Genomic DNA, 26,853 nt, shown 5'->3' with positions numbered 1-26,853 from the left:
CCCCAGGTGGGGGTGGTTATCCCACCGTTCGCAGGTATCGGCCGAAGTGCGGCACGGTGAAAGCGACCGTGCCGCGCTCGCCGGAGTAGATGAGGCCCTTCTTGATGAGCGCGTCGCGGGCCGGCGACAGGCTGGCGGGCTTGCGCCCCAACGACTTGGCGATCTCGGAGGTTGGCACGGCGACCTCATGATCGTCGTCGGACGATGGCGGGGAGAGAGCGGCCATCGCGCGCATGTACTCCCGCTCGGCGGGCGTGGCCCGCTCGTACCGCGAGCCGAAGAACCCGACCGCCAGCTCGGCCTCGGCCTCGGGCGCGGCCACCCGGACGTCCGCGGCGGTGATCGGGCTGCGCGGCGCGTGATCCCAGGTCGCCTTCCCGTACGCCTGCACGAAGTACGGGTAGCCGCCCGACTTCTCATAGAGCAGGTCGAGCGCCTTCTCCTCGTATTCGACGTCTTCCCGGGACGCTGGCGCGCACAGCGCCTGGTCGGCGGAGATCCGGTCCAGCCGGTCGATCCGCTGGTACCGGAAGAGACGCTCGGAGTACGACTTGGCGGCCGACAGCACCGCTGGCACGTGTGGCAGGCCGGCGCCGACCACGATCAGCGGCGCGCCGAGCTGTGACAGCTCGTGGCAGGCCGCGCACAGCGCCGAAACATCGGCCGCACCGAGATCCTGCATCTCGTCGATGAAGAGTGCGATGCCTGTACCCACGTCGGTGGCGATGCCGGCGGCGTCGGTGAACAGCTCGACCAGGTCGATCTCGATGTCGCCGGAGTCTGCCCGCCCGGCCCGCGCGGGCACGTCGATGCCCGGCTGCCAGCGGTCGCGGAGCTTCGCGTTCGCCGCGTTGCCCCGCAGCGCGAACGCCTTGAGCACGCCGAGCACCTCGTCGATGCGGTCGGGTGCGCGGTGGTGCGGCGCCAGCTCGCGGATGGCCATGTGCAGGGCGGCGCTGATCGGCCGGCGCAGCGACTGATCGGGACGCGCCTCGATCTTGCCGGTGCCCCAGAGCCGCCCGATCGCCTGCGACCGCAGCGTGTTGAGCAGGACGGTCTTGCCGACACCGCGCAAGCCGGTGAGCATCAGGCTGCGTTCGGGCCGCCCGCGGGCCACCCTTTCCAGCACGACGTCGAAGACGTCCAGTTCACGGTCGCGGCCGGCCAGCTCGGGTGGGCGCTGGCCGGCGCCGGGCGCGTACGGGTTCCGGACCGGATCCACGCATTGCAGAGTATCGGGCCCTCTACCGTTGGCGCTAGATTTCCCTAGAAGGAGCTAGCGCCGCTTGAGGCAGAGCACGAAGTCGAGCGTGTCGAGCTCGCTGTCGAAGAAGTAGTGGAACTGGTACCCGCTCACCGACTGGCACTTGGCCTTGTAGTCGACCGTGCCGTCGAAGCGGGCCAGCACCTCGAACGTCTTGTCTGCGCAGTCGGCGATCTCGAGCTGCGGGTCGGCGTCACTGCCCTTGTTGACGACGCACTGTCCCACCTTCACGAACCGCGCGTCCTCCGATGACTCGGAGGACGACGGCGAGGCGGAGCCGGACGGCTGTGCCGCACCGCTCGGGTCCGTCGTGGGCGTGGTGGTCTGTCCCGCCACGGGATCGGTGTCGTCGTCGCTGCCCAGCTTGATCAGTGCCGCCGTGCCGCCGCCCAGTACGAGCACCGCCAGCACCACGATCAGCGCGATCAGCGGACCGTTTCCCCGCTTGCGCGGCGGTTGCGGCGCCGGCTGGCTCCACACCGGATCGGTCGTGAACGCTGGTTCCGGAGAGCTGGCCTGCGGGTACGCGGGCTCGTAGTGTCGGGTGGAGGAGTAGCCCTGGTCGTAGCCGGGGTGATAGCCCGGGTCGCCGGTCGGCGAGCCGGGGCCGCCGGGCGGCGCGGACGCCGGCGTGCCGCCCCACGCGTCCTGACCGCCCCACGGGTCGGACGGCTGGCCGTACGGCTCCTGCGGCGGCCGGCCGGGCCAGGGCTCCTGCGAGCCTGGGTACGAACCGTAGTTCGACATCTCTCCGTCCTCCCGAAAGCGGTGCTGCTGTCGTCACCGTAGCCGGGCACCCTGGTGAGCTCACCTCCCGGAACCGCGCCAATTCTCCGATGTGCCGGGGAAGGGGAGCCGAGCGGGCCACCCTGCGGCGCCGTCCATGTGACGGATTGGTTGCTTGAGGTAATCGTTGCCGCTTGACGCCTTGATCACCTCTTGGGTCCATCAGGTATCTGACACGCCCGCAAGACGACCCATCCGGCTGTCGCCGGCCGGCTTCATGGGTGTCGAGTGGCCCAACATGTTGCTATTTAGTCCGTTTTGGGATCGCCGGGACGGTGGACCTGCTGTCGCCGTGGGATGTCACCGCCGGAGGACACGCCGCGTCAAACGGGGTCGGGCGAACACCGCTCTCCCGACTAGTGCGAGTTAGCGGCCATAGGCAGGCTTCCATCGCGGTCTTCGGCTGTCGATACGCACGGTCACCGCACAGGGAAACCGTTGAAGGGGGCAATCGATGCTCAAGCTCGTCACGTCAACCAGGAATCGGATGAAGGCGCTGCGTGCGCGGCGGGATCGCGGCGCGACCGCGGCCGAGTACGCCCTCATCATCGCGGTCGTGATCGCGGCGATCGCCGGTCTGGTCACCGCGTTCGCCAACGCGATCGGCGCCAACTTCCAGCAGGTCACCAACCTGCTCTGAGGCACCAGATCGCGGGCGGTGGAGCGATGGGGAGAGGAGCGGGGGTGGCGCGGTCACGCACGATCATGGGGTCGCTCCGCCGCGACCGGGGCGCGACGGCGGCCGAGGCCGCGCTCGTGCTGCCGGTCATCCTCATGATTCTTTTCGGGATTATCGACTTCGGCCGGTTGGTAAACGCCCAGATCGTGGTGAGCCAGGCGGCTCGCGAAGGGGGCCGCGCGGAAGCCGTCGGCGGCAGCGCCAGCACTCGTGCCAGCGATGCGGCCCAGGGTCTGGGTGCGGTCTCCACCGACGTCCTCGAGAGCTGCGGCGACGAGCCCGACCCTGAGGATCACGCCCACGTGGTCGTGACGTACGACTTCCAGTTCATCACGCCGGTGGTCGCGCTCGCCGGGCTCGCGGCTGACTCGATCACCCTCGACGCACACGGAGTCATGCCGTGCCGCGGATGACCCTGCTCCGGCGGCTCGGCGGCGTGCCCGGTGACCGGGGCGCGGTCGCGGCCATGGTGGCCGTCCTGCTCGGCGGGGGCGCGCTGCTCGGAATGGGCGCGCTCACCATCGACGTCGGCCTGCTCTACGCCGAGCGCGAGGAACTACAGACCGGAGCCGACGCCGCCGCGGTGGCGGTCGCGAAGCTCTGCGTCGCCGGCACCAGCCGCTGCCGGTCGACCGCCGGTTCGGTCGCTGGCGGGTACGCGGACGACAACGCGCACGACGGCGCGTCCGACTCGGCTGTCTGTGGGTATGCCCCGAACCTGCCGGACACCGGCAACCTGCTCTCGCCGTGTGGTGCTGGCGGCGGTTTCACCGACTGCCTCGGCGACGTGCCCTCGTCGCAGCCGCACGTCGAGGTGCACACGGCGACGCGCAGCGGCGGGGGCGGCGTCCTGCCTTCGGTGTTCGCGCAGACCATCACCGGCACCGCAGGCACCCGGGTCCATGCCTGTTCCCGGGTCACCTGGGGTCCGGTCGAGGAGGCAGACGACACGCTCGGCATCGCCATCGCCGAGGCGGAGTTCGAAAAGGCGGTCGAGGCCGGTGGTGGGTTCCAGCCGGCGCCGGGGGCGTCGGGCCGGGTCGCCCCGGCTTCCGAGGCCGTGCTCCGGTTCCGGACGCCCGACTGTCGCGACACCGACGGTCCGGGAGGCCCTGGCGGTCCGGGAGGTCCCGGTGGCCCCGGTGGAACCGGCCGTCGGGGAGATCCGGACGCCGGCTGTGACTCGGGCGGGTTCGGATTTCTGACCGGCGGTGGTGGCTGCGCACCGGACATCCGGGTCGGCGACTCCCGTAGGGGCGAGGACGAGCCGCGCGTGCCGGATGGCTGCGCCAAACGCATGCACGACCTGCACCACTCCTTGGAGCCGGTGCCGGTACCGATCTTCGACCGGGCCTCGGCCACTGGATTCCACATCGTCGGCATCGCGATGTTCCTGGTCACCGGCTGGCGCTCGCCGTCGGGATGGTCGGAGGAGCTCGACCACGACCACGGCCCGGAGTACTCGGGCACGAGTGCGTGCTCAGGCGACACGATCTTCTGCATCTACGGCTACTTCACCACCCGCCTCTTCCAGGTCGGTCCCAAGAGCACGCTCGGCAAGAAGCACTACGGCGCCGTCCACATCCGCACCATCGGCTGACCCACCAGAACGGACTCCTGGTCATGACCCGTCGCATCCTCGCCGTCTTCCTCGCGATCGTGCTCGCCGTCATAGGCACCGCGGCGGTGCTCTTCTACGTCAGCCGAGCCGACGACCGGGCGGTGGCCAACGCCAGCCCCGTCGAGGTTCTGGTGGCCAAGGGGCGCATCGCCGCCGGCACCACCGGGGAGAACGTCCGCAAGCGCGACCTGGTGGAGCTGCTGCGGCTGCCGGCCGGCACCCTGCCCGAGGGCGAGGTGCTGACGGAGATCTCCGGTGAGCTCGACAAGCTCGTGATCACCTCCGACCTCCAGCCGGGGCAGCTGGTGCTGCGGCGGATGTTCAGCCAGTCCACCCGCACCTCCGGTGGGCTCGCCATCCCCGAGGGCAAGGTCGCGGTCAGCTTCGAGGCCACGATGGCCGAGCAGGTGGCCGGGTACGTGCGGCCCGGCTCGCAGGTGGCGCTCTTCGTGACGTACAAGATCGTGCCGGACACGAACGTCAAGTCCGTCGGCAAGGACAGCAGCGACGACCCGGAAGGTACGGCGGTGCTGATGCCGAAGGCCGAGGTGATCGCGGTCGGCACGTACGGCGGTGACGGTGAGACCACCACGACGCCGCGCGACGAGGAGGTCCGCGAGGACACCGACGAGGAGCGGCGCACGGTGGTGCTCGTGACCGTGGCGGCGTCCGATGTGGAGGCCGCGAAGGTAATCCACGCGGCACAGGGCGACGCCATCTACCTCGCGCTGCTCTCCGACAGCTCCCAGGTCAAGCCCGGTACGGGCGTCGACAGCTCCAACTTTCTGCGATGAGGCAAGCATGACCGAATTAGTTGGCGCTCGCTCCGCACGCGCGGGCCATGCGCCTGTGTTGCCTCCCTGTAGCCGACCCTCCGCTCGGTCGCTACGATGCTGGCCCTCGCTCCGCGAAGGCGGTTCGGGCGCTGTATGCCGCCCTGTAGCCGCCAGTCGCTCCGGTCGCTGCGCTCCCTCCGCTTTGTGGCGGCTGCGGGCGGCGCGCCCTCACAGCTCCCTCGACTCCGGGCCGGCTGCGGGAGGCGGCGCATGACCGTGCTAGCTGGCGCTCGCTCCGCTCGCGCGGGTCATGCGCCTTTGACGCCGCCCTGTAGCCGACCCTCCGCTCGGTCGCTACGCTCCCTCGACTCCGGGCCGGCTGCGGGAGGCGGCGCATGACCATCCTGTACGAGCCGTCGCGCCAGGTCGCACAGCACTTCGCCATGCTCGTAGGCGGCGACGTACGCACCGCCGGCAGCCTCGGCGAGGCGCACGCGTTGCTGGAGGAGGACCCCGACGAGCAGCTGGTGCTCTTCGGGCCGAACACACCGGTGCTGGAGGCGGTCGGGTTTGCCGCCAAGTTCCGGCTATCCCGGCCGTCGCTGGGTGTCGTGCTGCTGCGCCACCAGCTCGAGGTCGGCGTGCTCGCCGACGCGATCCGCTCCGGCGTCCGCGAGGTGGCCGACGTCAACGACCCCACGAGCATCCTGGCCGCGTGCGCGCGGTCGCAGGACCTCTCCCGCCGCCTCAACTCGGGGGGCGGGCGCGCGCAGGGCGGCGAGCCCACCGCCGACGGCAAGGTCGTCACCGTGTACAGCGCGAAGGGTGGCTGCGGCAAGACCATGATCGCGACCAATCTGGCGATCACGCTGGCCGCCGGCGGCGCCAAGAGGGTCTGCCTGATCGACCTGGACCTCACGCTCGGCGACGTGGCGTTGATGCTCCAGCTCCAGCCGGAACGCACGATCGCCGACGCGGTGCCGGTCGCCGACCGGATCGACGAGACCGGCCTGCGGACGATGGTGTCGCCGTACTGCCCCGGCGTCGACGCGCTGCTCGCCCCGGTGGTGCCGACGGTGGCCGAGCAGATCAACCGGGAGCTGATCACCGAGATCCTGTACCTCACCCGGAGCATGTACGACTACGTCATCGTCGACACCCCGCCAATCTTCAACGATCACGTGCTGGCCGCGCTCGACTCGTCCCACCTGTACCTGCTGGTGGCGACACCCGCGGTCACCGCAATGAAGAACCTGCGCATCCTGCTCGACACGTTCGACGTGCTCGACTACCGCAAGGAGAACCGACTGGTCGTGCTGAACCGGGCCGATCCTCGGCTCGGCGTGACCCCGGCCGATATCGAGCGGGTGCTGCGCATCCCGATCACCAGCCACATCCCGGTGAGCCGTGACGTCTCCGTATCGATCAACCGGGGCGTACCGATCGTGCTCGACTCGCCCACCCATCCGGTGAGCGACGCGATCCGCCAGCTCGCCACCAAGCGGATAGGCGCCGAACCAAGCACACCCAAGGGTTTGAAGTCGCTCATGTCGAGGCGGACGAAGAGGTGATGTCTGATGGCTGAGCGGGACAACCACCGGGTAGACGAGATCCCCCGGACTGGCAGCGGCTTCACCGCGGCCGAGATCCTCAAGTTCAACGAGGACTCGTCGGCCCCGGTCACCGCGATCCCGGTCACCGCCGTACCGGTGACGGCGTTTCCCACCACCAGCATCGTGCCGTCGTCGGGCGGGGGCGCGTTCAGCCGGCGCAACGGGCGGCGCACCTACGATCCGCTCGCCGACGTGCGGCGGCGGGCCCACGCGGCGCTGCTGGAGCAGCTCGGCCCGCAGATGTACGACGGCGACGACGAGGTCGACGAGCTGGAGCGCCGGGTGCGCGAGGCACTGCCCGGCCTGCTGGCCAAGGAGGAGCAGCTCACCGCCGGCGACCGGGGCGTGGCGTTCCGGCAGATCCTCGACGAGATCATCGGGCACGGGCCGATCGAGCCGCTGCTGCGCGACTCCGACGTCACCGAGATCATGGTCAACTCATGGGACCGCATCTATGTCGAGCGGTTCGGCCGCATCCAGTCGGTGGAGACGGCGTTCCTGGACGAGTCGCACCTGCGCCGCGTGATCGACAAGATCGTGTCGCGGGTCGGCCGGCGGATCGACGAGGCGTGCCCGATGGTCGACGCCCGGCTACCGGACGGCAGCCGCATCAACGCGGTGATCCCGCCGGTGAGCCTCGACGGTGCCGCGTTGACGGTCCGGAAGTTCGCGGCCCATCCGTACGGCGTGGAAGACCTGGTCGCGTTCGGCACCCTCACCGACGAGGTCGCCGCGCTGCTCGCGACCTGCATCCAGGGGCGGCTCGACGTCCTGATCACCGGCGGCACCGGCACCGGCAAGACCACCTTGCTCAACGTGCTGTCCAGCATGCTGCCGGCCAACGAGCGCATCATCACCATCGAAGACGCGGCCGAATTGCGGCTCGCGCAGGAGCACGTGGTCCGCATGGAGTACCGCCCGCCCAACATCGAGGGCAAGGGCGAGGTCACCATTCGCGACCTGGTGCGCAACGCGCTCCGCATGCGCCCCGACCGGATCGTCATCGGCGAGGTCCGGGACGGTGCCGCGCTCGACATGCTCCAGGCGATGAACACCGGCCACGACGGCTCGCTGACCACCGTGCACGCCAACTCGCCGCGCGACTCGCTCTCCCGTCTGGAGACGATGGTGTTGATGGCCGGGATGGACCTACCGGTGCGGGCCATCCGCGAGCAGGTGGCCTCAGCGGTCGACCTGGTCGTGCACCTGAGCCGGCTGCGCGACGGCACCCGGCGCATCACCCAGATCACCGAGGTGACGGGCATGGTCGACGACGTCGTGACCACACAGGACCTGTACGTCTTCGACTTCCGTTCCGGCACCGACGCGTACGGGCGGGCGAAGGGGTCGCTGCGCCCGACCGGCGCCCGGCCGAGGTTCCTCGAACACCTCACCGACCAGGGGCTGGACGTGTCGCCGCACCTGTTCAAGACCGAATCCAAGGCCGATGCGGTGATCCGGTCGTGAACAGCCTGGACTCCGTCGACCGCCGCCTGATCCTGCTCGTCGTGGCCGCGGTGGTCTTCGTCGCCCTGCTCGTGCTCGCTCTGGTCGTCCTCGCGCCGCTGCTCGGCGGCGTGCAGCGCCGGCGCCGGCTCGCGCAGATCGACGACTACGGCCTCAACCTGGGCGCCGACAAGCCGAAGCTGGCGCGGGCGGCAAACCCGCTCACCCGCGCCGGGCTGGCGGTGAGCGCCGCTCTACTGAACGCGAGCGGGCTCGAACAGCGCTTCGCTGCACAGCTCGACCGGGCCGGCATGGCGTGGCGCCCGGCGGAGTGGGTGCTGCTGCGGCTGTCGGTCGCGCTGGGGCTCGGTGTGCTGCTCGCCCTGCCGATGCGCTTCGTTGGCCTGCTGCTCGGGCTCGTCATGGGTTGGCTGATCACCGCCCTGTACCACCGGCGCCGCGCTCGGCAGCGGGTGGAGAAGTTCGCCGCGCTGCTGCCAGAGGCCCTGCAACTGGTCATCGGCTCGCTGCGGTCGGGGTTTTCGCTGCCCCAGGCGCTGGAGGCGATGGCCAGGGAGGTGCCCGACCCGATCTCCACCGAGTTCAACCGGATGCTGGCGCAGGTGCGCCTCGGCCTGGACCTGGAGACCGCGCTCGAACGGCTGGCCCGCCGGGTCGCCAACCGCGACCTGGGCTGGACCGTGATGGCGATCCGGGTGCAGCGCGAGGTCGGCGGCAACCTGGCCGAGGTGCTGTCGACCACGGTCAGCACCATCCGGGAACGCGAGAACCTTCGCGGGCACGTGCGCTCGTTGTCGGCCGAGGGGCGCATCTCGGCCCTGGTGTTGCTGTCGCTGCCGATCCTGGTCGGGGCGTTGATGGCCGTGGTACGCCGGGACTACATCTCTCCCCTGTGGACAGATCCGCGCGGGATGATGCTGGTGATCGTCGGTGCCGGGCTGATCGCGTTCGGCGCGTTCTGGCTGAGCCGCCTGGTGCGGGTGGAGGTCTGAGATGGACACCGACGTGCTGGTGCTCGCCGCCGGCCTGGGCCTGGTCTTCCTGGGCCTGGTCACAGCGCTGCTGACGGTGGCGCTCGGCGGGGGCGGGCGCACCGGGGTGGCGCGGGCGCTCGCCGACATCGACCAGGTGTACTCGCCGGCGTCGGTAGCCGCGACCGAGTCGTTGACCGAGCGGACGCTGCGCCCGCTGGCCGTCGTGCTCACCAAGGTCGCGAAGGCCTTGACGCCACAGGGCGCGGCGGCCCGGCTGCAGCGGTGGCTGGACTACGCCGGAAACCCACCCGCCTGGCCGCCTGTGCGGATCATGGAGGCACAGGGCGTTGGCCTCGTGGTGCTCGGCGCGGTCGGTGGCGTGATCGGGTTCGTGCTCGCTCTCACGTTGCGGTACCCGATCGTCGCGTCGGTCGTGGTCGGCCTGATCGCCGGCGCGCTCCTGGGATTGTGGCTGCCCTTCGGCGTCGTGTTCGACCTCGGGCAACGCCGTCAGCAGAAGATCCGCGACGACCTGCCGGACGCGCTCGACATGCTCACCCTGTGCGTGGAGGCCGGGCTGAACTTCGACGCGGCGCTCGCGCAGGTCGCCGGCGGTACGCCCGGACCACTGGGCCGCGAGATCGCCCGCGCGCTGCACGAGATGCAGATGGGCAAGCGGCGCGCCGAGGCGTTCCGGGCGCTGGCCGAGCGGACCACGGTGCCGGAGCTGCGCACGATCGCGGTGGCCGTGGTGCAGGCGACCGAGCTGGGTATCCCGATCGCGACGGTGCTGCGTGAGCACTCGGCCGAGATGCGGGTGCGGCGCCGTCAGCGTGCCGAGGAGAAGGCCCGCAAGGTGCCGGTCAAGGTGCTCTTCCCGCTGGTGTTCTGCCTCTTCCCGGCGCTGTTCATCATCGTGCTGGGCCCTGGTGTGCTGCGCATCCTGGACACGCTCATCCAGTAGCTTGCCGCTGCCCGATGAGGCCCTGCTCGGCGGCCGCCGTCACCGCCTGGCCGCGGCCGTGCACGCCGAGCTTGTCGTACAACCGGGCCAGGTACGTCTTGATGGTGGAGTCGCTGACCCGCAGCGCGATCGCGATGCCGGGCGCGGTCAGCCCGTCGCGCAGGAGCAGCAGCACCTCCCGTTCCCGCGGGCTGAGCGCGGCGACCCGGCCCTGCCGGCGGCGCGCCATGGCGGCCGCTAGGTCGGGTGCGGTGAAGGACGACGGTGCCGCCGCGGCGTGCCGGATGGCCGCGAGGATCGTGGCCGGCTTCGCGTCCCAGGGCACGTACGCGGACAGCCCCGCGTCCAGTGCCCGGAAGAGCAGGTCGTCGTCGTGCCCGCCGATCAGCACCACCCCTGGATGCGGGTGGCGGTGGCGCAGCGCGGCGCCGTACGCGAGCGCGTCGCCGCCGAGGTACCTGTCGAGCAGGACGGCGGCTGGGCGCACCTGGTCGATGAGCGGCCGGGCCTCGTCGACCGTGCCGGCCACGCCCGCGAGAAGCAGGTCGTCGTGGCCGCCCACGAGGGCCGCTATGCCGGCGCGCACGAGCGTGCCTTCCGCCACGGCGACCAGGGAAAATGCCATGGCCGGAGTGTGGACCTCGACCGGCCGGACCGCGGTCGCAAACCCGACAGTGCCGATAAAGGGCAGGCCCCTAGAGAAGCCTGAGCTGACGATCCTTGGGGCGCCTGGCGGCGGCGTCACCCAGCCGTTCGAACAGACCCGCGTCGATCGCGTCGAGAAAGGGTGTTGGCCGGGTTTCGCGTTCGGTGCCGAATCGGGTACGCCGGGCGGCGTGGGTTACGTACAGGCGGTCCTGCGCCCGGGTCAGGCCGACGAAGAAGAGCCGCCGCTCCTCGGCCAGGTCGTCGTCGGTGGGCGGGCGCCCGGGCAGCCGCAGCGGCAACAGCCCGTCTTCGCAGCCGACCAGGAACACCACGGGGAATTCGAGGCCCTTGGCGGCGTGCAGGGTCAGCAGGGTGACCGCCTCGGCGCGCGGGTCCAGGGCGTCGACCTCGGCGCCGGTGGCGATCTGGCCGAGGAAGAGCGGCAGGTCGTCGCCGCACCGCTGGGCCAGCGGCATCAGCAGCTCGACGGCCGCCCAGATGTCTTCCGGGGTGGTGGTGACGGGCGTGTCGAGAGTAGGCGCCGCGAACCGGTCGGCCAGCACCTGCCCGGCGAGGCGTACCCGGGCGGCGAGCGCGCCGTCCAGCCCGGTGGCGTGGCGCAGCTCGCGGGCGATCGCGGCGACGCCCGGCCGGTCCCGCAGCCGGTTGTGCGAGCGCTTCTGCACCGGGATACCCGCCCGCGATAGCGCGTCGACGATCGTCGCGGCCTGCGCGTCGGTGCGGTACAGCACGGCGATGTCGGAGAACGAGATCGTGGACGAGCGTCCGTCGATCTTGCCGGAGTCGAGTGAACGGTGGGAGACGCCGCCGACCAGCTCGTCGACGGTGCGGCGCACGAAGTCGGCCTCGTCGCCGGCGGAGTCGGCGGCGTACCGGCCGACCAGGGGCGCCTCCGGGTCGAGGCGGGCCGGGTCGAGGCGCCGTCCCCGCACCAGCGTGGACGGCGCGATGGCCTGCACGGCGGCGGCCACGATCGGCGCCGCGGACCGGTAGTTGCGGGTCAGGCGGACCAGTCGGGCGTCGGTGAAGTCCTGGGCGAAGCGCAGGAAGTACGTCACGTCTGCGCCGCGGAACGAGTAGATCGCCTGGTCGGGGTCGCCGATGGCGCAGAGGTTGCCGTCGGCCGGGCTGAGCAGGCGCAACAGCTCGTACTGGGTCGCGTCGACGTCCTGGTACTCGTCGACGAAGATCCACTGCCAGCGCGCCCGGTAGTGCTCGACCAGCTCGGGTTCGTCTCGCAGCAGCGCGACCGGCAGCGTGACCAACTCGTCCAGATCGACCAGGTTGGCGGCGCGCAGCAGCTTCGTGTACGCGGCCTCGTCGTCACCGGCCTCGGCCCGCGCATCGGCGCGCTGGGTGTCGTCGGCGATGGCGAAGCCGTCCTGGAGGCCGGCGGCGACCGCCCGTTCGCGCAGGATCGCGAGGCCCAGCGAGTGGAACGTCGCCACGGTGACGTCTTCGGCGACCGGGCCGAGCAGCCCGTCGAGCCGCACCCGCAGCTCCTCGGCCGCCCGCCGGGTGAACGTGATCGCCAGGCAGTGCTCGGGGTAGACGTTCAGTTCGGCGCACAGGTACGCGATGCGGTGCGTCAGCGTGCGGGTCTTGCCGGTGCCCGGGCCGGCCACGATGAGCAGCGGCCCGCCGGGTGCGGAGGCCGCGACCCGCTGGAGCGCGTCGAGCCGGTCGAGCAGGCCGGTGCCGACCTCCTCCATGCCGGAGAGCATCGGCTCGAACGGCTCGTGAGGGGAGGGCGGCGGGGGGCTTGGCCGGAGAGGCTCCAGCGGCTCGGTTCGCTGCGCTCGGCGCTTCCGCTCCGGCGCGGGCTCGGCTTTCCGTTTCGGCGCCGGCTCCGCGGGGCGCCGCTGCGCGGGCAGGGGTACGTCGAAGAGCGCGTCCACCTGGTGGCCATGGCCGCCGCGGGGCAGCTCGTCCGGTTCGAAGATTTTGATGATCCCGTACTCGCCGTCGTACCCGGGAATTCGCCGCACCTGCCCGCGGCGCAAGCGCGCGACGGCCTCGGCCAGCAGTTCGCCGCCCACCTGGCCGATGTCGGCCAGCGGCGCCTTCGTGAGGATTTCCAGCTCCGGCCCGAGCGCCGCGACCAGCGTGTTGACCTGGCCGTCGACGGTCTTGGACCGCGGGCCGACGCCGTGGATCTCGCCGATGATCTGCGGCAGCGACAGCAGGTGGGTGACCGCCTTCGCGTCAGCCCGGGCGTCGGTGCGGTCGGCGAGGTCTTCCACCCGGCTCAGCACCCCGACGGTCAGCGGCTTTCCACATTCGGGGCACAGCCCGCCCGCCTCCCGGGTCTGGCTGGGCTGCCAGTTCACCCCGCAGGCGCGGTGGCCATCGGCGTGGTACTTGCCCTCCTCCGGGAAGAACTCGAGGGTGCCGTGCAGCCCGTCACCTGTGCGCAGGGCCTCGCGCACGCCGTAGTAGTCGAGCGGCGCCGTCAGCACGGTCGCCTCGCGGGCCAGCGCCGGCAGGGAGTGCGCGTCCGAGTTGGACACCAGCTGGTACCGGTCCAGGCTGGACACCCGCCAGTTCATCTCCGGGTCGGACGAGAGCCCGGTCTCCACGGCGAAGATGTGGTCGGCCAGGTCGGCGTAGCAGTCGGCGATCGCGTCGAAGCCGGACTTCGAGCCGAGCGCGGAGAACCACGGCGTCCAGATGTGCGCCGGCACCAGGTACCCGTCGGGGCTGGCCTCCAGCGTGATCTCCAGCAGGTCGCGGGAGTCGAGGCCCAGGATCGGCCGCCCGTCCGCGCCGATGTTGCCGATCCGGCCGAGCGCCGTGTTGAAGCGGGCCACAGCGTCGAGGTCCGGCAGGTAGATGAGGTGGTGCACCTTGCGAGTGCGGTCGCCACGCTTGTAGATCGTGGAAATCTCCACCGAAAGCATGAACCGCACCGGCTGCGCCTCGGCCGTGCTGGCGAGCCGGGGCGGCAGCTTGCGGGCGATGTCGCGCTCGGCCTCGGGGCTCAGCCGGAAAAGGCCCGGCTCGGCGGGGAGCAGCGCCTCCCGCAGGTGGTCGTACCAGGCCGGATGCGTGAAATCACCGGTGCCGAGGAGGCTCACCCCTTTGCGCCGGGCCCACCAGGCCAGATTCGGCAGGTTGAGGTCGCGGGAGCAGGCGCGCGAGTACTTGGAGTGGATGTGCAGATCCGCGACGTACGGGTTCGCGGGGAAGCCGTCCTGAGGTGCAACGCTGAACGGAGGCACGCCGCATACTGCCACGCGTCCCACTGTCAGCGCGCGGCGCCACGCTCTAGCGTGACCAATGACGCTCAGCCGACAGCGGTGAGTTCTACCAGGGTGACCTGGGGTGGTGCGCCCACGCGGACGGGTGGCCCCCAGAACCCGGCGCCGTTGGTCACGTACACCTGGGTGCCGTCGATGGTGGCAAGGCCGGTGACGACCGGCTGCTCCAGCGCGACGAGCAGGTGGAACGGCACCATCTGGCCGCCGTGTGTGTGCCCGGAGAGCTGTAGGTCGACGCCGTGCTTCGCGGCTTCGTGCACCTGCACCGGCTGGTGGGCGAGCAGCACGACCGGCCGGCTGGAATCGCGGCCGTCGAAGGTCTTGGCGAAGTCCGGCCCGTCGTCGTACTCCTCACCGGTGACGTCGTTGACGCCGGCCAGGTCGAGGCCTTCGATCTCCAGCCGCTCGTTGCGGAGCGGGCGCACGCCCAAGGCGGTCAGCTCGTCGAGCCACGGCTCGTAACCCGAGAAGTACTCGTGGTTGCCGGTGACGAAGAAGCTGCCCCGGCGGGAACGCAGGTCGCCCAGCGGCGCGGCCGCCGCGCCCAACTCGTCGACGGTGCCGTCGACCAGGTCGCCGACCACCGCTACGACGTCGGCGTCCATGTCGTTGATCATGGAGACGATCCGCTGGGTGTGGCTACGGCCGCGCAGCGGTCCAAGGTGGATGTCGGACACCAGGGCGATCCGGGTGCCGTCCATGGTGCGCGGGAGCTTGGCGAGCGGGATCCGCACCCGGTCGATCCGCGGCGGGCCGAGCGCGCTGCGGACGCCGTACCCGGTGACGCTCGCGGCGGTGAGGCCGGCGAAGATGGCGGCCCCGCGCGCGAGCAGCAACCGGCGGCTGTTGTCGTGATCTTCCGGTGCTGGGGTCGCTGCCGGAGGCGCCGGCGGCGGCTCGGAAGGCGGGCCGCCCGCGCCTACGAGCTCCGGTGCGGGCGCGGCGGCGGCACGGCGCCGCCGCAGGCGCAGCCAGAGCTTCGCCACCAGCATCGGCACCTCTAGGAGCACGAGCGTGACCAGCAGGTAGAACATCAGCGCGAGCCACAGGTATCCCGGCCAGGCGAGCCACCACACGCCCATGCGGGTGCCGACGAGGGTGGCGGCGACCAGCACGGGGAGCAGGATGGCGGCGATGCCTCCGGCGCGCCGCCACGGGCCTCGGCGTGTGGTGTCGCGTACCAGGCGCTTCCAGAGGTACAGGTGGATCAGGCCCAGGACGGTGAACGCGAACACCAGGAAGCCCACGATCAACTTTTACCCCCCAGCGAATGGGGGCAGCACATCCACCGTCACCCCGTCAGGCAGCGCTTTGCTGCGATCATGACAGGCGACCCCGTCCACGAGGAAGCTGGCCGCCTTCAGGACGGTGCCCAGCCGTTCCCCGCGCCGGCTCGTCAGCTCCACGGCCAGTTCGTCGAGCGAGAATCCGGCCGGTGCCGCGTCATGGTCCGTCCCCGCGGCGGCGCGCGCGCCCGCGAAGTACCGCACTGTGATCATGGTCAGCCGCCGATCGCGGACATGGGCCGAGCCGGCTGAAGGAACTTCGAGTCATCGATGCCGTGGCCGGCCCGCTTGCCCCACATGGCGGCCCGCCACCGCCGGGCGATCTCGTCGTCGTCGGCGCCGCCGCGCAGCGCGCCCCGCAGGTCGGACTCTTCGGTGGCGAAGAGGCAGTTGCGCACCTGGCCGTCGGCGGTCAGGCGGGTGCGGTCGCAGTCGCCGCAGAACGGCCGGGTGACGCTGCCGATGACTCCCACCTTCGTCGGCCGCCCGTCGAGTCCGTTGGAGCCGTCGACCAGCCAGGTCTCGGCGGGCGCGCCACCGCGTTCGGCCGGGTCGGGCAGGAGCGTGAACTCGGCCTGGAGCGCGGCGAGGATCTCCGCGGCCGTGATCATCGTGCCGCGGTCCCAGGCGTGCTGGGCGTCGAGGGGCATCTGCTCGATGAACCGCAGCTCGTAGCCGTGCGCCAGGGCGAACCGGAGCAGCGCCGGTGCCTCGTCGTCGTTGACGCCTCGCAGCAGCACCGCGTTGATCTTCACTGGCGTCAAGCCGGCGGCCACAGCGGCGGTCAGCCCAGCCAGCACGTCGTGGTGGCGCCGCCGGTGGGTCAGCCGCTCGAACCGGTCGGCGTCGAGCGTGTCCAGTGAGATGTTGACCCTGTCCAGCCCTGCCTCGCGCAGCGGCCGGGCGAGGCGCTCCAGGCCGATGCCGTTGGTGGTCAGCGACAGCTGCGGCCGAGGCGCCAGCTCGGCGCTCGCCGCGACGATCTTGGTGAGGCCGGGGCGGATCAGCGGCTCGCCGCCGGTGAAGCGCACCTCGCGCACGCCGAGCCGCTCCACGGCCACCCGCACCAGCCGGATCACCTCGTCGTCGGTGAGCACGTCGGCGTTGGGCAGCCAGGGCAGGCCCTCTGGGGGCATGCAGTACGAGCAGCGCAGGTTGCACCGGTCGGTCAGCGAGACCCGCAGGTCGGTCGCCACCCGCCCGTATCGATCAACGAGCCCTGCGGACGTCACCACTCGACGGTACCCCGCTCAGGGGCCCAACAGCGTACGGGTCGTGGTGCGTATCGCACTGCGGTACGCAGCGCCGAATAGCGCGGTATGTACGAGCAAAAGGTGCAATTGGTGCAATGGGACCCGGTCACGCCAGCCGTCCGCGAGCGGCCACGCCTCGTTGTAGGCGGCCAGGATGCGCTCAAGGTGCGGGGCGCCGCCGAAGAGCGCGAGCTGTGCCAGGTCGGTCTCCCGGTGACCGCCGTGCGCCGCCGGATCCACCAGCCAGGCCCGCCCGCCCGCGGCCCACAGCACGTTTCCGGGCCACAGGTCGCCGTGGATCCGGGCGGGCGGCTCGGCGCCGCCGTACCCGTCGATCCGGGCGATGACCCGCTCCACCGCCGTGACGTCGGCCGGGTCGAGCGCGCCCCGGTCCGCCGACATGCGCAGGTACGGTGCCAGCCGGTGGGCGGCGAACCACCGCGGCCAAGGGCCGCGATCGAGGTCGTTGCCCGCGGGGAGCGAGCCGATGAAGCCCGGCCACTCCGCGCCGAACGCCTTCGCGCCAGCGCGGTGCGTCGCGGCCAGTTCGCGCCCGAAGCGCTCGGCCGCGGCCGGCGAGGGCTCGCCGGCGTCGATCCACTCCAGCGCGAGCAGGTCGGGCAGCGCGGCCACTACCTCGGGGACAGGGGCGCCGCGAGCCGCGCGTAGCCAGCGCAGGCCGGCGGCCTCGGCTTCGAAAAACCCGGCGGGTACCGGATCCGCGCCCCGCCACGCCTTGGCGAACAGCGAGTTGCCGTCGTCGAGGGTGAGCCGGGAGGCGGTGCAGATGCTGCCCCCGGAGACGGGCGTCTCCCTTATCCGCTGGTGGGTCAGGAACGTGGGGAGGTGCTGTGGATGAGCCCGTATGTACGCCAGGTCCATTGAGGCAACCTAACCAAGTGGGTGTCGCGGCCGGCGGAACAAGGGTAAGCATGACGTCATGGCGGTGACGATCAGGTCATACCGGCCGAACGACCACAGTGCCGGGCGCCGGCTCTGGGTGGAGCTGGCCGCGCAGCACCGGGAGCTTTACGACGATCCGGGCTTCGGCGGCGCCGACCCGGGCGCCGCGTTCGAGGAGTACCTGACCCGTCTCGACCTCTCCGGCGTGTGGGTCGCCGACCATCCCGAGGACGGTGTCGTCGGGCTCGTCGGGCTGATCATGAAGGGCAGGTCCGGCGAGGTCCAGCCCGTCGTGGTGACCGAGGCGCGGCGCGGCCAGGGTATCGGCCGGGCCCTGCTCGACCACGTCGCCACCGAGGGGCGCAAGCGGGGCCTGACGTCTCTGACGATCTCGCCGGAGTCGCGCAACGTCGACGCGATCCGCAGCCTGCACGCGGCCGGGTTCGACGTGCTCACCGCCCTGGAGCTCACGCTCGACCTCGGCCGGCGCGACCAGGAACGCAAGGACGGATTGGACATCCACCATCTGCGATTCCGCTCCTAGCAGGGCCAATACGCAGCGTGCTTGTGGATAACCCGCGTGTCGTCCACAGGGCCTACCGATCACCGACAGGTGGCGGCCAGGCTGCCTCGCATGACGCCCACGATGTCGCTCCGTTCCCCCGCCGACATGATCGCCGCCATTCCCTACCTGCTGGGCTTCCATCCGACCGAAAGCATGGTCGTGGTGGGCATGCGCGACAAGCGGATCGAGTTCGCCGCCCGCGGTGACCTCGACGCGCCTCCCGGTTCCGTCGACTACTACACCTCGGTCGTCCTCCGGCAGGGCGTCGAGGCGGTCGCCGTGCTCGGGTACGGGTCGGCCGACCTGGTGGACGGGCCGGTCAAGGAGACCAGCGCGGCCCTCGAACGGCACGGCTTGACCCTGGTCGAGGCGCTGCGCGTGTCCCCCGATCGGTACTGGTCGTACCTGTGCGGCAATCCCGAGTGCTGCCCGCCCGACGGCGTGCCATATGACGCGACGAGCAGCGGCATCGCGGTCGCCGCCACGCTGGCCGGCCAGGTGGCGCTCCCAGACCGGCAGGCGCTGGTGCGGCGCGTCGAGCCAGTTGGTTTCCTCGCCCGCGAGTCGATGCGGCAAGCCACCAAGCGCGCGGACGCCAAGCTCGCCGAGCTGCTCGCCGCGGCTCCGCCCGGTGACGTGCTCGGCAGCCGCGCGATGCGAGACGCGGGCACGGCGGCGGTCCGCGCGGCGGTGGCCAGGCACCGAGAGGGCGGCCAGCTCACCGACGACGAGGTGGCCTGGTTGACGGTGCTGCTGGTGCATCTGCCGGTTCGCGACTACGCGTGGGAGCACACCGGGCACGAAGACTGGTACGTGGACCTCTGGGCCGACGTGGTGCGGCGGGCCGAGGAGGAGGTAGTGGCCGGGCCCGCGAGCCTGCTCGCCTACGCCGCGTGGCGCTCCGGCCAGGGCGCGCTCGCGCACGCCGGAATCGACCGGGCGCTCGCCGCCGACCCGGCGTACTCGATGGCGCTGCTCATGCGCGACGTCCTGCAGCGCGCCATCCCACCATCAACCCTCGACGAGTATCCGGTGCCGGAGCGTGCGCGGGCCGGCGGGCGACGGCCCAAGCGACCCAGCGCCGCGTGAGCGGGCGACCCCAGCGAGCACACCCCGGGCTACGACTTGACGCGCTCGGCGCCCGTGTACACGTTCATGGTCGCGCCGCGCAGAAAGCCGACGAGGGTCATGCCCGCCTCGGCGGCGAGGTCGGCGGCGAGCGTGCTGGGCGCCGACACGGCGGCGAGCATTGGCAGGCCGGCCATCCAGGCCTTCTGGGTCAGCTCGAAACTGGCCCGTCCGGAGACCAGCAGCAGGTGGCCGGCCAGCGGCAGCCGCCGCTCCCGCACCGCCCAGCCGATCACCTTGTCGACGGCGTTGTGGCGGCCCACGTCTTCGCGGATCCCGACCAGGTCGCCGCTGGCGGTGAAAAGGCCGGCGGCGTGCAGCCCGCCGGTGCGGTCGAAGACCCGCTGCGCGGCGCGGAGCCTGTCGGGCAGATCGGCGAGCACGCCGGCGGCCACCGTGACCGGGTCGCCCGCCACGTCGAAGCGCGACCGGGTGCGCACCGCGTCGATGCTCGCCTTGCCGCACACTCCGCAGGAGCTCGTGGTGTAGAAGTTTCGGGTCGGGTCTGTCTCGGGTGGCGGCACGTCGGCGGCCAGCACGACGTCGACCACGTTGTAGGTGTTCGGCGTCTCGGCGCCGGCGCACAGCTGGGCGGTCACCACGTCGTCGGCGCTACCGATGATGCCCTCGGTGAGCAGGAAGCCCAGCGCGAGATCGAGGTCGTCGCCCGGCGTCCGCATGGTCACCGCGAGCGGCTTGCGCCGGCCCGGGCCCGCCGGACCGACCCGCATCTCCAGCGGCTCCTCGGCCGCGAGCGTGTCGGTGCGGCGGGTCGACGCCGCCCCCTTGGCGTCGATCCGCACCACCGTGCGCCGGTCCGTGGCCCGTCCCATGCCTCCATCCTCTCTCCCCAGTTCGTGCCGCAGCGAAGCCGGCCACCCATCGCCCGGCCACCGGCCTTCGAAGCCCTGTCAGAGCCGGCCAACGGGCCGGAGAATCTGAGGGAGGAGCGCCACGGGTTCGAAGAAGATCCGCTCGCAGCGGCCGATCACCGGTCTGGCCGCGGGGGAGAAGGTGGTCGGCATCGACGTCAACCCGGCGGTCGACCGGCTGCACCGGCCTGGCGGTCGCGCCGCGCGGCGTCTGACCCCACGAACTACCGCCCCGGCTCTTGCTGTGCTCAATGCCGAGAGCCGGGGCGGCCCCACGTCCGCAGGTAGCGTGAGGGCGTGGCTAGCGGATTCGGGGCGGTCGTGCTGGCCGGTGGGCGGGCGCGTCGCATGGGTGGCGTCGACAAGCCGCTGCTGCCGGTCGGCGAGCGCTCGATGCTCGACCGCGTGCTGGACGCCTGCCGGCACAACGCTCCCCGGGTGGTGGTCGGTGCGGTGCCGGGTACCCCGCCGGACGTTCGGGTCACCCGCGAGGAACCACCCGGCGGCGGCCCGGTCGCCGCCCTCGCCGCAGGCCTCGCGCTGCTCGACGACGACACCACGACGGTCGCCGTACTGGCGGCGGACCTGCCCTTTCTCGACCCGGAAGCGGTGGCGGCCCTGCACGCGGCGCTCACCGAGGGCGGGCGGGACGGCGTGGTCTTCGTGGACGAGAACGGGCGGCGGCAGCTCCTGTGCGGTGCCTGGCGGGTCGCGCCGCTGCGCGCGGCCGTAGCGGCGCGGGCCGCGAGCGGCCTGGCCGGCGCGTCGATGCGCGGGCTGGTCGCTGGCCTCTCGGTCGCCGAGGAACGGTGGAGCCGATCGGGCCCGCCGCCGTGGTTCGACTGCGACACTCAGGAAGATCTGGAGCGGGCCGAGGAGTGGGCGAGGCGACGATGACGCTGGACGAGTGGACGGCCAGGGCGTGCGCGGAGCTCGGGCTCGACCCGGCAGAGGCGCACACGGCGGCGGTGCTGGACCTGGCCCGCGAGGTGGCGCACAACGTGCTGCGCCCCGGCGCTCCTGTCACCGCGTACCTGCTGGGGCTGGCGGTGGGGCGCGGCGCCAACCCGGTCGACGCCGCCGCGCGCCTCACGGAGCTGGCGCGGTCGTCGGCTCCAGACGGACGATGATCTGCTTGGACGTCGGCGTGTTGGAGCCCTCGGCGGTCGAGTCGAGCGGCACCAGCACGTTCGCCTCGGGGAAGTAGGCGGCGGCGCAGCCGCGCGCGGACGGATACGACACCACCCGGAAGGCCGGTGCCCGGCGCTCGACCTGGTCGTCCCATTCCGAGATCAGATCGACGAGGGCGCCGTTGGCGATGCCGAGCTGAGCCAGGTCGTCCGGGTTGACGAAGACCACCCGGCGGCCGGCGTGCACCCCTCGGTAACGGTCGTCCATCCCGTAGATCGTGGTGTTGTACTGGTCGTGGCTACGGACGGTCTGTAGGAGCAGCCGTCCCTCCGGCACCTTGATCGGAGCCAGCGGGCCGGCCGTGAAGAGCGCCCTGCCGGACGGCGTCGGAAACTCGCGCTTGTCGCGCGGCGGGTGCGGCAGCGTGAATCCGCCGGACCGGCTCACCCGCGCCTCGAAGTCGGCGAAACCGGGCACCACGGCGCCGATCAGCTCGCGGACCGCGCGGTAGTCGGCCTCGTACGCCGCCCACGGGATCTGCGACTCCGGAAGCACCGCCTGGGCCAGCCGCGAGACGATCGACACCTCGGAGAGCAGGTCGGGCGAGGCGGGCGCCAGTCGGCCCCGCGAAGAGTGCACGGCCGACATCGAGTCCTCGACCGTGACGAACTGGTCGCCCGCGAGTTGCCGGTCGCGTTCGGTGCGGCCCAGGCACGGCAGGATCAGCGCGGTCTCGCCCGGCACCACGTGCGACCGGTTGAGCTTGGTGGACACGTGGACGGTGAGCGCGCAGGTGCGCAGCGCGGCGTGCGCGACCGCGGTGTCGGGGGTGGCCGCCGCGAAGTTGCCGCCCAGCCCCACGAAGACGCGCACCCGCCCGTCGCGCATCGCGCGCAGGGCCTCGACCGTGTCGTACCCGCGCTCGGTGGGCATCGGCACGCCGAGCCGCTCGGACAGCGTGGGCAACCAGCTCGGCGGCTCGTGCCAGATGCCCATCGTGCGGTCACCCTGCACATTGGAGTGTCCGCGTACCGGGCACAGGCCCGCGCCGGGGCGACCGATCATGCCGCGCAGCAGCTGCACGTTGACGATCTCGCGGATGGTGGCCACCGAGTCGCGCTGTTGGGTCAGGCCCATCGCCCAGCACACGATGGTCGCGCTGGAGGCGGCGAACATCCGGGCCGCGGCCTCGATCTCCCCCCGCGGCAGGCCCGTCGCCGCGGCCACCGCGGGCCAGTCCAGGCAGTCCAGCGCCGCCCGGTACTCGTCGTAGCCGCTGGTGTGACCGTCCACAAACGACTCGTCGACCGTGCCCCAGGCCACGAGCAGCGCGCCGATCGCGCGGAAGAGCGCCTGGTCGCCGCCCACCCTCACCTGGAGGTACCGGTCGGCGAGCGGCGTGCCCCGCCCCACGAGCCCGCGCGTCTTCTGCGGGTTGCGGAAGCGGATCAGCCCCGCCTCGGGCAGCGGGTTGACGGCGAGGATATTCGCGCCGCGGCGCTTGGCCTCTTCGAGCGCGGAGAGCATGCGCGGGTGGTTGGTGCCCGGGTTCTGGCCCACGACCACGATCAGCGCGGCCCGGTGGATGTCGTCGAGCGTGACCGAGCCCTTGCCGACCCCGATGGTGCCGGAAAGCGCGACGCCGGACGACTCGTGGCACATGTTCGAGCAGTCGGGCAGGTTGTTCGTGCCGTACGCCCGCGCGAAGAGCTGGTACAGGAAGGCGGCCTCGTTGGAGGTGCGGCCGGAGGTGTAGAAGACGGCCTCGTCCGGCGCCGCCGCCCGCAGGTGCTCGGCGGTGAGGGCGAACGCCTCGTCCCACGAGATCGGTGTGTAGTGGTCGGCCCCGGGGCGGCGCACCATCGGCTCGGTCAGCCGACCCTGCTGCCCGAGCCAGTGGTCGGTCCGCTCGGCGAGCTCGGCGATCGTGTGTTGGGCGAAGAACTCGTGGGTCACCCGCCTCAGCGTCGCCTCTTCCGCGACCGCCTTGGCACCGTTTTCACAGAACTCCGTGTGCGACCGCTGGCCCGGCGGCGGCTCCGGCCACGCGCACCCGGGGCAGTCGAAGCCCTCCGGCTGGTTTATCCGCAGGAGGGTCAGCGCGGTCCGGCGTACACCCATCTCGTCGAGCCCCGCACGCAGCGCGTGGGTGACTCCGGGCAGGCCTGCCGCGGAGCGCTCGGGTCGGGTGATCCGTACGCCGCGCTCATCGATGTCGTCACGCGGCGCTTGCTTCGCCATTCCGACACAATAACTCCGGCGACCGCTGGGTAGGGTGATGCTGACGGACGGAGGCGATCATGACCGGCGACCACCCAGAGGGCGGCCACGACCACCCCCAGGACACGATACTGCTCGACGAACCGAGCACGTCCGACCTGCGGGCAAAGGTCACCGACGCGTGGCGCGAGTTCGGCGGCGCGCTCGCCGGCGTGGTGGCCTCGCTGGCCGCCGGTGCACAGCTCGAGCTGACGCTCGATCCCACCGCGACTGGCACCGGCGACGCTGTCTACTCCGTGAGCGTCGAAATCGACGAGGACGGCAAGCTCGACGCGCTTGCCGTCGGCAACGCCGGCCTTCCCGCGGGCTACCGGATGGACCGGTCAGCGGTGGCCGACATGGTGGCGCTCGGCTGGTCGCCGCCCGGTGTCATGGAAGGCTCGGGCGCGCACTTCGGCCTGCGCGCCACCGTCGGCGACGCGAAACGGCTCGCCGGCACGATCACCCGTACGCTGCGCGACGTGTACGGGGCACCACATCCGGCGTTCCTGGTCTACGCGGCGCACGACCCTGATGGCGAGCCCATCCCGGTGGTGCCGCTCGGCACCGCGCGGCTGGACCCCGCGCTCGGCCCCAACGGCATCGAGATACTCACGCCCGGCCTGGGTGGCGGCCCTGACGTCGGCGACGTGCTGGAGCTCGACGAGCAGGTTCGCATGGTCGTGGCCGCGATGATGAAGAGCACGCCCGAGCAGCTCCAGGTCGACTCCGACGGCGACATCGGCATCCGGGCCGGCTCGGCGATGGTGTTCGTGCGGGTGCGCGACAACCCGCCCCTGGTCGACGTGCTCTCGCCGGTGCTCACCGAGGTCGAGCCGACCGAGCAGCTCTACGTGAAGCTGTCCGAGCTGACCAACCGCATGCCTATCGGCCGGCTGTACTGCACCAACGACACGGTGTGGGCGTCGATCCCCGTCTTCGGGCGCAACTTCCAGTCCACGCACCTGATGCTGGCCGTACAGGTGATGACCGGGCTGGCTGACGAGCTCGACGACCGGCTGCACGGTGAGTTCGGCGGCAAGCGGTTCTTCGGCGAGGGCGACAAGCCGACCCGCGACGCCGACGACCACCGCACCGGCATGTACCTCTAGCGGGCGGCCTCTAGGCGCGCGAAGGCGAGGGCATCAAACTGTGAGCGCGGCCTCTAGGGCGCGTGAGCCCCCGAGCGAAGGCGAGGGCATCTAACTCAGTTCTCGTCGGTCTCGTCGGTCTCCTCGTCGGGGTGGCCGCGCTCCTCCGGCTCGTGCGGCGGCAGGTGCGCGATCGCCCAGCCGAGGCGCAGGCCGCCGTCGTCGGCCGGTGCGAACGGTGCCGCGCCCATCAGGCGTCCCACTTCAGCCAGGCGCGGGTGTCCATCGTGGACGTTCCCGTGGCCATGAGGCCGGCGTCGGAGACCGTCCAGAGGGTGTCGCCGACGACCAGCGAGCGGCGGATCATCCCGGTGTCCGGCGCGCCCCGGTGGGTGAGCCGGCTCAGCTCGGTGAAGCCCGACGCGTCGACGCGCAGCACGAGCGCGCTCATCCGTGAGGTCCCCTTGTTCTTGTCGTAGCTCATCAGCGGCACCACCAGCAGGCGGTCCTTTGCCCAGTAGAGGAAGGCGTGCGGGTCGTACTCGGCCTCCGAGCTGCTGTCGGCCACGTGGTGCTGGGACAGCCGGGCTGGCTGGTCCAGGTTGGACACGTCGAAGAGAGAGACCTGCGTACCCTGCACGCGGCCCTCGGTCGACGCCTCCTGGCCGATCCCGATCACACGTCCCGGCTCGGTCGGGTGCAGGTACGCCGAGTACCCGGTGATCTTCAGCTCGCCGGCGACCCGTGGCTTCGCTGGGTCGGTCAGGTCCACCGTGTACAGCGGATCGGTCTGCCGGAACGTCACCACGTACCCGGTGGTGCCGGCGAACCGGACAGCGTAGATGCGTTCACCCTTGCCGAGGCCGGCCACCCGGCCGGTCTCCTTGAGCTCGCCACCGGTCGCCTTGAGCACGTACACCGTCGAGGTGGACTTCGGGTTCTCGCCCCACGTGCGACCGCTGGTGGTGGCCACCCGCAGGTGACCGTCCCATTCGGACAACGCGTACTGGTTGATCAGCCAGCCGCGCACGGACGCTGAGGTGACGTACCGCGGCTTGCCGGGCTTCGAGGCGTCGAACTGGTAGATCTCGGTGATCTCGTCTTCGGGCTTTGGCGCGGCGTTGCGGGACTCGAGCCACGGCATGACCCGCCACCGCTGGTCATTGGCGACGTACAGGTTGCTGCCGTTGCTGTAGACGGTGTCGCCGTCGGCCACCACACCGACCGGGTCGCCGTTGCCCAGCCCGTCCGAAGCGCCGAGGTCGAAGCTCAGCACCGTCACCATGGACGTGCCCGAGTACGTCTCCGGCCGGGACATCCGCCCGCACTCCACGCGTCCCCTGGTGGTCTTGCCACCGGAGGTGACCGAGTAGTCCGGCAGCCAGGCGGCCTCGTCGGCGCGGTCGATGATGCCGCGGTTCGTGGCGATGCGCTGTGCTTCGCTGGTGCCCTCCCTGTAGGGGAAGGACAGGCGCGGAGCCGACCGGACGACCACCCGGGCGGTCGAGCCGGTCTGGCGGGCGTCGACCAAGCCGCCCTCGATCGTGTACCGGCTCATCACTCGCGGCTCGCCACCCAGCTCGACGAGGAGCATCTCGGGCCCGGTGGTCTCGGCCGGGCCGACCGGCTTCGCGACGTCGGAGCGCGCGACGTCGGAGGCGGCGTAGCTCCAGCCCTCGTGCACCAGCACCAGCGCGCGATCACCGTGCAGCAGCAGGCTCATGGTGGCCCAGCGCTTGGGGTCGTCGGCGCCCGACGCCAGGTCGAGCTCGCCGGTGACCTTGCGGCTCGCCGCGTCGACCACGTGCAGCACGCCCCGGCTGACCGTGACGATCCGCTGGCCGTCGGTCTTGACGATGTCGGGCTCGTCGACACCCGCCTCGTGCGTGTTGGTGCCCGAGTAATCGGGCACCGCCCCCTTGTTCGCGGAGGTTGCCCCGGCCGCGCTCTCGGCTCCCGCGCGCGCGGCGTCGGCGGCGCCCTGGAGCGGTATCGCGCCGTCCCGGCCGCCCATGCCGCCAAAGCCCCACGGACCCACGTACTCCTTCGCCGCGGACTTCATGTCCTTGAGCGCCTCTGCGCAGGTGTCGAACGCGACGAGCTTGAACGCGCCGGCCGGCAGCACCTGGTCGCGGCGCGGCGGCTCGGGATCTGGGTCCGAGGAGGTACACCCGGCGAAGGCGGCCAGCAGCGCCAGTGGCGCCGCCGCGGAGAGCACGAGTCGGGGTCTCATGCCGGCTTGGACGCGGCGCGGCCGGCGCCAGTTCCCATTTCTTTGTGCGAGTGCTTTCA

25 protein-coding genes are annotated in these 26,853 nt (G+C 71.5%); 13 read left to right on the top strand and 12 right to left on the bottom strand.

The window, feature by feature from the left end; all coding sequences use genetic code 11:
- Positions 1 to 16: 16 nt before the first annotated feature.
- Both V6V89_RS17535 and V6V89_RS17530 read right to left on the bottom strand, forming a co-directional pair.
- A complete protein-coding gene (locus V6V89_RS17535; protein WP_334620204.1) occupies positions 17 to 1,222 on the bottom strand; it encodes an ATP-binding protein in 1,206 nt (401 codons plus the stop codon).
- A gap of 54 nt (positions 1,223 to 1,276) precedes the next feature.
- Positions 1,277 to 2,011: an LppU/SCO3897 family protein gene (locus tag V6V89_RS17530; protein ID WP_334620203.1), complete on the bottom strand. Its 735-nt coding sequence runs from the start codon at positions 2,009 to 2,011 to the stop codon at positions 1,277 to 1,279.
- 493 nt (positions 2,012 to 2,504) lie between these two features.
- On the opposite strand from V6V89_RS17530, the gene V6V89_RS17525 reads away from it, so the two are divergent.
- The 8 genes from V6V89_RS17525 (at position 2,505) to V6V89_RS17490 (ending at position 10,144) form a co-directional block, all read left to right on the top strand.
- Positions 2,505 to 2,690, top strand: a complete 186-nt coding sequence (locus V6V89_RS17525; RefSeq protein ID WP_334620202.1) for a hypothetical protein — start codon at positions 2,505 to 2,507, stop codon at positions 2,688 to 2,690.
- Between the two features lie 44 nt (positions 2,691 to 2,734).
- Positions 2,735 to 3,142, top strand: coding sequence for a TadE/TadG family type IV pilus assembly protein (locus V6V89_RS17520; protein WP_334620201.1), 408 nt, complete (start codon positions 2,735 to 2,737; stop codon positions 3,140 to 3,142).
- A complete protein-coding gene (locus V6V89_RS17515; RefSeq protein WP_334620200.1) occupies positions 3,139 to 4,329 on the top strand; it encodes a pilus assembly protein TadG-related protein in 1,191 nt (396 codons plus the stop codon). The genes V6V89_RS17520 and V6V89_RS17515 overlap by 4 nt, the downstream gene beginning before the upstream one ends.
- Positions 4,330 to 4,352: 23 nt before the next feature.
- Positions 4,353 to 5,144 (top strand): Flp pilus assembly protein CpaB, encoded by a 792-nt coding sequence (gene cpaB / locus V6V89_RS17510; protein ID WP_334620199.1) that lies wholly within the window; start codon positions 4,353 to 4,355, stop codon positions 5,142 to 5,144.
- Between the two features lie 377 nt (positions 5,145 to 5,521).
- Entirely contained in the window at positions 5,522 to 6,697 is a 1,176-nt protein-coding gene (locus tag V6V89_RS17505; RefSeq protein WP_334620198.1) for an AAA family ATPase, read from the top strand.
- 6 nt (positions 6,698 to 6,703) lie between these two features.
- The gene (locus V6V89_RS17500; protein WP_334620197.1) at positions 6,704 to 8,206 is read left to right on the top strand and encodes a CpaF family protein; all 1,503 of its coding nucleotides are present in this window, start codon (positions 6,704 to 6,706) and stop codon (positions 8,204 to 8,206) included.
- Positions 8,203 to 9,198 (top strand): type II secretion system F family protein, encoded by a 996-nt coding sequence (locus tag V6V89_RS17495; RefSeq protein WP_334620196.1) that lies wholly within the window; start codon positions 8,203 to 8,205, stop codon positions 9,196 to 9,198. Before V6V89_RS17500 ends, V6V89_RS17495 begins: the two co-directional genes overlap by 4 nt.
- 1 nt (position 9,199) lies before the next feature.
- Positions 9,200 to 10,144, top strand: a complete 945-nt coding sequence (locus V6V89_RS17490; protein WP_334620195.1) for a type II secretion system F family protein — start codon at positions 9,200 to 9,202, stop codon at positions 10,142 to 10,144.
- Here V6V89_RS17490 and V6V89_RS17485 read toward each other — a convergent pair.
- From V6V89_RS17485 to V6V89_RS17460, 6 genes are all read right to left on the bottom strand, one after another.
- Complete coding sequence (locus V6V89_RS17485; protein ID WP_334620194.1) at positions 10,134 to 10,769, bottom strand: response regulator transcription factor; 636 nt, start codon at positions 10,767 to 10,769, stop codon at positions 10,134 to 10,136. The two genes, V6V89_RS17490 and V6V89_RS17485, sit on opposite strands and share 11 nt — an antisense overlap.
- Before the next feature lie 70 nt (positions 10,770 to 10,839).
- Complete coding sequence (locus V6V89_RS17480; RefSeq protein ID WP_334620193.1) at positions 10,840 to 14,034, bottom strand: UvrD-helicase domain-containing protein; 3,195 nt, start codon at positions 14,032 to 14,034, stop codon at positions 10,840 to 10,842.
- A gap of 65 nt (positions 14,035 to 14,099) precedes the next feature.
- Complete coding sequence (locus V6V89_RS17475; RefSeq protein ID WP_334620192.1) at positions 14,100 to 15,326, bottom strand: metallophosphoesterase; 1,227 nt, start codon at positions 15,324 to 15,326, stop codon at positions 14,100 to 14,102.
- Positions 15,327 to 15,329: 3 nt separating this feature from the next.
- The gene (locus V6V89_RS17470) at positions 15,330 to 15,572 is read right to left on the bottom strand and encodes a MoaD/ThiS family protein (protein ID WP_334620191.1); all 243 of its coding nucleotides are present in this window, start codon (positions 15,570 to 15,572) and stop codon (positions 15,330 to 15,332) included.
- Positions 15,573 to 15,574: 2 nt separating this feature from the next.
- Positions 15,575 to 16,591, bottom strand: coding sequence for a GTP 3',8-cyclase MoaA (moaA, locus tag V6V89_RS17465; protein ID WP_334620190.1), 1,017 nt, complete (start codon positions 16,589 to 16,591; stop codon positions 15,575 to 15,577).
- Between the two features lie 18 nt (positions 16,592 to 16,609).
- Positions 16,610 to 17,494 (bottom strand): fructosamine kinase family protein, encoded by an 885-nt coding sequence (locus tag V6V89_RS17460; protein WP_334620189.1) that lies wholly within the window; start codon positions 17,492 to 17,494, stop codon positions 16,610 to 16,612.
- A 58-nt stretch (positions 17,495 to 17,552) separates the two neighbouring features.
- Between V6V89_RS17460 and V6V89_RS17455 the strand changes: the two genes are divergently transcribed.
- Together V6V89_RS17455 and V6V89_RS17450 are read left to right on the top strand one after the other, a co-directional pair.
- Entirely contained in the window at positions 17,553 to 18,059 is a 507-nt protein-coding gene (locus V6V89_RS17455; protein ID WP_334620188.1) for a GNAT family N-acetyltransferase, read from the top strand.
- Between the two features lie 90 nt (positions 18,060 to 18,149).
- Positions 18,150 to 19,169, top strand: coding sequence for a DUF4192 domain-containing protein (locus V6V89_RS17450; protein ID WP_334620187.1), 1,020 nt, complete (start codon positions 18,150 to 18,152; stop codon positions 19,167 to 19,169).
- A 29-nt stretch (positions 19,170 to 19,198) separates the two neighbouring features.
- Here V6V89_RS17450 and fdhD read toward each other — a convergent pair whose 3' ends face one another.
- Positions 19,199 to 20,041, bottom strand: a complete 843-nt coding sequence (fdhD, locus tag V6V89_RS17445) for a formate dehydrogenase accessory sulfurtransferase FdhD (protein ID WP_334620186.1) — start codon at positions 20,039 to 20,041, stop codon at positions 19,199 to 19,201.
- Positions 20,042 to 20,428: 387 nt separating this feature from the next.
- On the opposite strand from fdhD, the gene mobA reads away from it, so the two are divergent.
- Positions 20,429 to 20,977 carry a molybdenum cofactor guanylyltransferase gene (mobA, locus tag V6V89_RS17440; RefSeq protein WP_442935162.1) on the top strand — a complete coding sequence of 183 codons (549 nt, stop codon included), beginning with the start codon at positions 20,429 to 20,431 and terminating at the stop codon, positions 20,975 to 20,977.
- Positions 20,974 to 21,210: a DUF6457 domain-containing protein gene (locus V6V89_RS17435; protein ID WP_334620184.1), complete on the top strand. Its 237-nt coding sequence runs from the start codon at positions 20,974 to 20,976 to the stop codon at positions 21,208 to 21,210. Before mobA ends, V6V89_RS17435 begins: the two co-directional genes overlap by 4 nt.
- Here the strand turns inward: V6V89_RS17435 and V6V89_RS17430 are convergent.
- Positions 21,170 to 23,452 (bottom strand): FdhF/YdeP family oxidoreductase, encoded by a 2,283-nt coding sequence (locus V6V89_RS17430; protein WP_334620183.1) that lies wholly within the window; start codon positions 23,450 to 23,452, stop codon positions 21,170 to 21,172. The genes V6V89_RS17435 and V6V89_RS17430 overlap by 41 nt on opposite strands.
- A 59-nt stretch (positions 23,453 to 23,511) precedes the next feature.
- Here V6V89_RS17430 and V6V89_RS17425 point away from each other — a divergent pair, with 59 nt between their 5' ends.
- On the top strand, positions 23,512 to 24,582 hold the full coding sequence (locus V6V89_RS17425; protein WP_334620182.1) for a T3SS (YopN, CesT) and YbjN peptide-binding chaperone 1: 1,071 nt from the start codon (positions 23,512 to 23,514) through the stop codon (positions 24,580 to 24,582).
- Positions 24,583 to 24,677: 95 nt separating this feature from the next.
- Here the strand turns inward: V6V89_RS17425 and V6V89_RS17420 are convergent, their stop codons facing one another.
- The gene (locus V6V89_RS17420; protein ID WP_334620181.1) at positions 24,678 to 24,812 is read right to left on the bottom strand and encodes a hypothetical protein; all 135 of its coding nucleotides are present in this window, start codon (positions 24,810 to 24,812) and stop codon (positions 24,678 to 24,680) included.
- The gene (locus V6V89_RS17415; RefSeq protein WP_334620180.1) at positions 24,812 to 26,794 is read right to left on the bottom strand and encodes a beta-propeller domain-containing protein; all 1,983 of its coding nucleotides are present in this window, start codon (positions 26,792 to 26,794) and stop codon (positions 24,812 to 24,814) included. The genes V6V89_RS17420 and V6V89_RS17415 overlap by 1 nt, the downstream gene beginning before the upstream one ends.
- Between the last annotated feature and the right edge of the window lie 59 nt (positions 26,795 to 26,853).

This window comes from Micromonospora sp. CPCC 206061 (assembly GCF_036906915.1).
Lineage (GTDB): Bacteria > Actinomycetota > Actinomycetes > Mycobacteriales > Micromonosporaceae > Phytohabitans.
The sequence above is the reverse complement of the archived record's forward strand: the minus strand, read 5'-3'. Positions and strand labels throughout refer to the sequence as shown.

Coding starts and splice junctions, on each gene's coding strand:
- V6V89_RS17500 (WP_334620197.1), top strand. CDS start 6,704: ATGGCTGAGCGGGACAACCACCGGGTAGACGAGATCCCCCGGACTGGC.
- V6V89_RS17530 (WP_334620203.1), bottom strand. CDS start 2,011: ATGTCGAACTACGGTTCGTACCCAGGCTCGCAGGAGCCCTGGCCCGGC.
- V6V89_RS17420 (WP_334620181.1), bottom strand. CDS start 24,812: ATGGGCGCGGCACCGTTCGCACCGGCCGACGACGGCGGCCTGCGCCTC.
- V6V89_RS17430 (WP_334620183.1), bottom strand. CDS start 23,452: ATGGCGAAGCAAGCGCCGCGTGACGACATCGATGAGCGCGGCGTACGG.
- V6V89_RS17450 (WP_334620187.1), top strand. CDS start 18,150: ATGACGCCCACGATGTCGCTCCGTTCCCCCGCCGACATGATCGCCGCC.
- V6V89_RS17460 (WP_334620189.1), bottom strand. CDS start 17,494: ATGGACCTGGCGTACATACGGGCTCATCCACAGCACCTCCCCACGTTC.
- V6V89_RS17455 (WP_334620188.1), top strand. CDS start 17,553: ATGGCGGTGACGATCAGGTCATACCGGCCGAACGACCACAGTGCCGGG.
- V6V89_RS17470 (WP_334620191.1), bottom strand. CDS start 15,572: ATGATCACAGTGCGGTACTTCGCGGGCGCGCGCGCCGCCGCGGGGACG.
- V6V89_RS17515 (WP_334620200.1), top strand. CDS start 3,139: ATGACCCTGCTCCGGCGGCTCGGCGGCGTGCCCGGTGACCGGGGCGCG.
- V6V89_RS17485 (WP_334620194.1), bottom strand. CDS start 10,769: ATGGCATTTTCCCTGGTCGCCGTGGCGGAAGGCACGCTCGTGCGCGCC.
- cpaB (WP_334620199.1), top strand. CDS start 4,353: ATGACCCGTCGCATCCTCGCCGTCTTCCTCGCGATCGTGCTCGCCGTC.
- fdhD (WP_334620186.1), bottom strand. CDS start 20,041: ATGGGACGGGCCACGGACCGGCGCACGGTGGTGCGGATCGACGCCAAG.
- V6V89_RS17505 (WP_334620198.1), top strand. CDS start 5,522: ATGACCATCCTGTACGAGCCGTCGCGCCAGGTCGCACAGCACTTCGCC.
- V6V89_RS17525 (WP_334620202.1), top strand. CDS start 2,505: ATGCTCAAGCTCGTCACGTCAACCAGGAATCGGATGAAGGCGCTGCGT.
- V6V89_RS17415 (WP_334620180.1), bottom strand. CDS start 26,794: ATGAGACCCCGACTCGTGCTCTCCGCGGCGGCGCCACTGGCGCTGCTG.
- mobA (WP_442935162.1), top strand. CDS start 20,429: ATGGGTGGCGTCGACAAGCCGCTGCTGCCGGTCGGCGAGCGCTCGATG.
- V6V89_RS17425 (WP_334620182.1), top strand. CDS start 23,512: ATGACCGGCGACCACCCAGAGGGCGGCCACGACCACCCCCAGGACACG.
- V6V89_RS17490 (WP_334620195.1), top strand. CDS start 9,200: ATGGACACCGACGTGCTGGTGCTCGCCGCCGGCCTGGGCCTGGTCTTC.
- V6V89_RS17435 (WP_334620184.1), top strand. CDS start 20,974: ATGACGCTGGACGAGTGGACGGCCAGGGCGTGCGCGGAGCTCGGGCTC.